At 39.6% G+C, this 5,029-nt stretch carries 1 protein-coding gene; it reads right to left on the reverse strand.

Features of this window, described 5'->3' with window-relative positions:
- Positions 1 to 5,029: non-ribosomal peptide synthetase (locus tag ABE34_RS24080; protein ID WP_197144920.1), on the reverse strand; the 5,029-nt coding region annotated here is incomplete at both ends.

The raw sequence follows: 5,029 nt of genomic DNA on the forward strand, positions 1-5,029 counted from the left end.
ACTCTTTTGGCTTGTTCATCGGAGTGATTTCACAGTCACTGTCATAATCATCTAATAACTTGCTCCAGTATTCTTTTGCTTTTTCCTGACCCTGTTTTCTTAGCCAATGAACATAGTCACTGTATTCTCCCTGCTCTTTCTTCTCTTCCATTACTGCTTCTTCTAGTACAGACAGTTGCATTCCTTCTTCGATTTTAGCGTAATACTTCATAAACTCAGCCATTAGTATTCCAAGACACCAGCCATCCACGATGATGTGATGCATGCTCCAGATAAGTCGTACATCATTATCTCCGTACTTCACGTAGGTGATTCTAAGAAGCTGATCATCTTGCAAATCGAATCCTCGTTCGACATCCTGTCTTACGAGTGCTTCATATCGTAGTTCTTTTTCCTCGTCTGGCAGTTCAGTAAGATCCTCAAGCTTATATTCTGGCTCCCTAACTTGGTAGATTACCTGTTTTGGTTCTAATACATTTCGATAGATAAACGCAGTTCTAAGAACTTCGTAACGAATGCTTAGTAGATGAAGTGCCTCTTTAATACTGTCACCATTCATCTCCATTCCGATTTTATAGATACTTTGTACCACATATCCAGTAGACGCTGCATCCTCTAAGTGGTGGAATAGCATTCCTTCCTGTAATGGTGTGAGTTCATATATTTTATCTACCGTTCCAGCCAGTTCTTCTTTCAGCGTTTCAAATTCACTCACTGAAATATCATAGATTTTATAATCACTTGCAGTCTTCTCTTCGTTTCCTTCCACACAATACGCAATGGCTTCAATGATTGCTTGCTTAAACTGCTCTGAAAATTCATCAATAAACGCTTGATCAAATCTCTCTTCCTGGCTAATGATACTAAACTGCATCTTTCCATTTATCGCCTGTCCATTTAACAGTAACTTATCATCGGTCCAGTTTTCTTCAGCAAGCGAACTTCCACTTTCGTAGCCAACCTCAGCACCTACTCCATTGAAGTCTCCAAGATAGTTAAAGCTTATGTCAGCTTCGCATGTTTCTCCTAATTGCTGAAGGATACCGTATCCGAGGCCACCATTTGGTACACTGCGTACGGCTTCTTTTGCCCCAATGACGCTTCGTCTAGTATCTTCGATACAATCAAAGATGACTGGATATACATTGGTAAACCATCCTATTGTTCGATCAATCTCAATTGGCTCATGCAGTCTTTCTCTTCCGTGTCCTTCTAGTTTGATTGCCACTTCCTGTTGACTAGTCATTCTTCCAATTGCTTTGGCAATACCACTTAATAACACTTCATGGACCCTTGCTCCACACGCTACGCCGGACTTCTTCAACAGTTTCTCCGTTATCTCTTCAGAGAATTCTACAAAGTTTGTTGTCCTAACACGTTTTTTCGAACCTTCGCCTCTAACTCCAGTCTCGGTTCTACTGCTTATTTTCTTCCAGTATGTTTCCTCTTTTTCGGATAGTTGTTCACCGTATTCTTCCAGCTTCTTGCTCCATTCCATAAATGAGGCCGTCTTCTCTGGTAATCTTATCTCTTCATTCTTCTGAATCTGATCTACTACTGTTTCAAAATCCTCTGCAAGAATTCGCCAAGATACACCGTCGATTGCTAGATGGTGTACACAGAACATCATTACTTTATCTTGGTCTGTTTCAAATACGGCAATTTTTACTAACGGACCAGTCTCCAGATTGATGCTCGCCTGAATTTTACTGCAGCGCTCTTGAATGGCCTGCTTGACGTCATCTTTTCCTCGGTAATCAAACTCATAAAAATCACACAATTTGCTTTCAATGATTGGAAGGATTTCGAGTTGTTGATTTCTATATACTGCCCTTAACATGTCATGATGTTTCACAAGTTCTTCGATTGCTCGCTTTATTTGTGTATTATCAATCCCGTCTACTGGGAACATCATTGTCTGGTTAAAGTGTTCTGGCTTTTCTAAGTTCCAAGAATCAAACAATTTTATAATAGGAGTCTTAGTGACGGATCCACTTACTTCTCCCTGCTCATATTTACGTTCATTTTCTGTTTCTTTCATTGCCAATGCAATTCTTTCAGCCGTCTTTCCAGTCAGGATGTCTTTTACGGTTAAATGATATCCGACATTTCTAAGGTTCGATATGATTCTTATTGCCTTAATAGAGTCTCCGCCAAGTTCAAAGAAGTTTTCTTTTACGCCAACTTCTTTTGCATTCAACATCGTGCTGAATGCTTCGCATACCATACTCTCCTTCTTATTTCTTGGTGCTACATACTCTCGGGTTGCTTTTACTTCGATCTCAGGTAATGCCCTCTTATCTAGTTTTCCATTTCGAGTCACAGGAATACTGTCGATTTCCATCATATAGGATGGAATCATGTACTCCGGCAACACACCAGCAAGATGTTCTCTTATCTCCGACACACTGACGCTTTCTCCTGTATAGTATGCATAGATTGCTTTATCACCGTTTTGATCCGCTTTTGCGATCACTGCACTGTCATGAATACCTTTGATTTCACGAATTCGACTCTCAATTTCTCCTAGTTCGATTCTAAACCCGCGAATCTTCACCTGTTCATCGATTCGGCCTAAGTATTCAATGTTTCCATCCGGCAGCCATCTTGCAAGGTCTCCAGAACGGTACAACCTTCCTTCGCCAAATGGATTCTTCACGAACTTCTCTTCTGTCAGTTCTGGACGATTTACATAGCCTCTGGCTAATCCGTCACCTGCGATACATAATTCTCCTGGCACACCGATGCCACAGAGGGTTTCACCATTCATGATATAGGTCTGTAATGTTGGAAGCGCCTTCCCGATATCACTTCTTCCTCTAAGTATTTCTTTTTCTCCAATTTCTCTATAGGTAACATGTACGGTAGTTTCTGTAATTCCATACATATTCACAATTTTAGTATTTGGATGATTATAACACCACGTTTTTAGGTATGCAGGATTAAGTGCTTCCCCACCAAAGATCAAATAACGAACATTTATCTGTTCTGCCTTTGGTTGTCTCAACAAATTATAGAAAGCTGTTGGAACTTGATTTAATACGGTAACCTTATTCTCTATCAGAAGTTCTGCAAATTTTAAAGAGTCCTTTGCTTCCTCTTCGTTGACGATTACAAGCTTTCCTCCATACAAAGTTGCACCATACATTTCCCATACAGAAAAATCAAAGCCATAGGAATGGAACATTGTCCAAACATCATCTTGATTAAAGTCAAATTTAAATCCATCATTAAACAACAGTCTTACTATATTCTTGTGCATTACTTCGACGCCCTTTGAATTTCCTGTTGTTCCTGATGTATAAATGACATATAAACCATCTTCAGAATTTAATTCGATAGAAGGATTTGTTGCCTCTGTATTTGAAGGAAGTTCTTTTTTGATATTGATTACTTTTCCTTCATAGTTTAGACTCTGTTGTTCTGACCCTACCAATAATATCTTAGCATCACAATCACTTAATATATATTTAACGCGGCTTTCTGGATACATTGTATTTATTGGTACATAAATTCCCCCAGCCTTGATGATTCCATAAATTCCAATTACCATTTCTAAACTACGTTCAATATACATTGCAACATAATCTCCAACTTTGACTCCATTAGAAATTAACTTATGAGCTAGCACATTGGCTCTCTCATTCAGCTCTCGGTAGCTTACTTCTTCACCTTCGAAGACCAAAGCGATCCGATCTGGTGTCTTAGCTTCCTGTTCTTCGAACAGTTCGACTACCGTCTTCTCCCTCGGATACTCTGTCTTGGTTGCGTTGAAGTCATGGAGGATCTTTTCTTTTTCATCCTCCGTCACCATCTCTACTTGTCCAAGCAGACAATCTTGTCGTTCAACTACCTGTCTTAATACTTCTTCATAATGTTTCAAGATCTGTTTTACAGTTTCTTCCTTAAACAATGCAGTACAGTACTCTAACATAACACCATACTGGCCTTCATGTTCTTCCACGTTAAAGGTCAAATCAAACTTAGCTACGGTGCCTACAAGACCTGCTCCTTCTGCCTCTGTTCCTTCTAAACTCAGTTCTGCTTTTTCATTATTCTGTAATACTAACATCACATCAAATAATGGATTTCTTGACATATCTCTTTGAACTTGAGCCTCTTCTACCAATTCCTCAAACGGGTATTCCTGGTTTTCATATGCCTTAAGACATACTTCTTTCATTTCTAACAGGAAGTCTTCATAACGCTTCTCTTTCTCTGGTCTTCCTCTCATGGCTAACGTATTAACGAACATACCTAGCATTCCTTCGGTATCTCTATGCGTTCTTCCACTGATTGGACTTCCGATTACGATATCTTCCTGTCTACTGTATTTCCCAAGCAACACCATTGCTGCGGATAAGAAGACCATATATTCTGTCGTACCAGTTCTTTTTGCCAATTCTTTGATCTTCTTGGCTAATTCTTTATCTAATATGCTTCCTGTAATGGAACCCTCATAGCTTTGTTCCTGTGGTCTTGCATAATCTAGTGGCATATCTAATACTGGTATCTCATCCTCAAACTGACTTAGCCAGTACGCTCTCTGACTTTCCAGATCACGACTACTCATCCATTCACTATAATCTTTGAATTGATGACTTAATGGTTCCAGTTTTTCTCCTTTGTAAAGAGCGTTCCGTTCGTTCATAAATGTCACTATACTCATTCCATCGCCAACAATGTGGTGCATATCTAACATAAACAAACCATACGTGTCCCTTTTTACGAATCGCGCTCTTATCTGTGGCGCTTTCGATAAATCAAACGCTCTTACGAACAGCTTCATCTCTTCCTCATCAGTTCGATTAGAAGCCTCTTCATACTCAAATGGTACTTCTGCTGTTTCAAGTACTTTCTGCACGGTCTCTCCATTTACCAGTAAGAACTCCGTTCTAAGAATTTCATGTCGATCTACTATTTCCTGTAGCGCTCTTCTTAGATCCTCTACGCTGACTTCGCCTGTAAGTTTTAATGCCTGCGGCATATTATACATAGTTCCCTCTGGGTACATTTGCTGTATGAGGTA

It is taken from the genome of Lysinibacillus sphaericus (assembly GCF_015844675.1).
In the GTDB taxonomy this organism is placed as follows: domain Bacteria; phylum Bacillota; class Bacilli; order Bacillales_A; family Planococcaceae; genus Lysinibacillus; species Lysinibacillus sphaericus_E.